This is a genomic window from Mesorhizobium sp. M4A.F.Ca.ET.020.02.1.1 (assembly GCF_004022645.1).
Taxonomy (GTDB): Bacteria; Pseudomonadota; Alphaproteobacteria; order Rhizobiales; family Rhizobiaceae; genus Mesorhizobium.
In genome coordinates, this window is record NZ_RZOI01001252.1 from 1 (window position 1) to 806 (window position 806).

At 62.4% G+C, this 806-nt stretch carries 1 protein-coding gene; it reads left to right on the top strand.

Annotated elements, in window-relative coordinates; genetic code table 11:
• Window positions 1-806, top strand: an 806-nt coding sequence (yidC, locus tag EN742_RS36435; protein ID WP_148670590.1) for a membrane protein insertase YidC, incomplete at both ends; no start/stop codon positions are given.

Below are 806 nucleotides of genomic sequence, written 5' to 3' on the forward strand. Positions count from 1 at the left end.
CGACGACCTCAAGCTCAAGCACTACACCGAGACCGTCGACAAGAACTCGCCCGAGATCGAGTTGCTCAATCCGTCGGCGCTGCCCAACGGCTATTTCGCCGAGATCGGCTTCGTCGGCAACGACAAGACCGGCGCGGTGCCGGGCGCCGATACGGTGTGGACGGTCGACGGCAACGCGACGCTGACGCCGTCGACGCCGGTGACGCTGACCTATTCGAACGACAAGGGCCTGACCTTCAAGCGCACCGTCTCGGTCGACAACGACTATATGTTCACGGTCTCCGACACGGTGCAGAATTCGGGCGCCGCCGCCGTCTCGCTGTTCAACTACGGCCGCGTCACCCGCTTCGACAAGCCGGCCGTCGCCAGCACCTATGTGCTGCATGAGGGTCTGATCGGCTATACCGGGACGGAAGGCTTGCAGGAGCACAAATACGCCTCCATCGAGAAGGACAAGCAGGCCCAGCCCGGCAAGTCGACCGACGGCTGGCTCGGCATCACCGACAAATACTGGGCGGTGACGCTGGTGCCGACCGAGAAGCAGCCGTTCCAGCCGCGCTACGCCTATTTCGAGGATGGCCGCCACCGCTACCAGTCCGACTTCCTGACCGACGCGATCAATGTCGATGCCGGCCAGTCGGCGACCGTCGAGACCGAGGTCTTCGCCGGCGCCAAGGAAGTCGCCAAGATTAACGCCTATGCCGAGGACCGCCACATCAAGCGGTTCGACCTCTTGATCGACTGGGGCTGGTTCCACTTCATCACCAAGCCGATGTTCTGGCTGATCGACACGCTTTACAAATTCT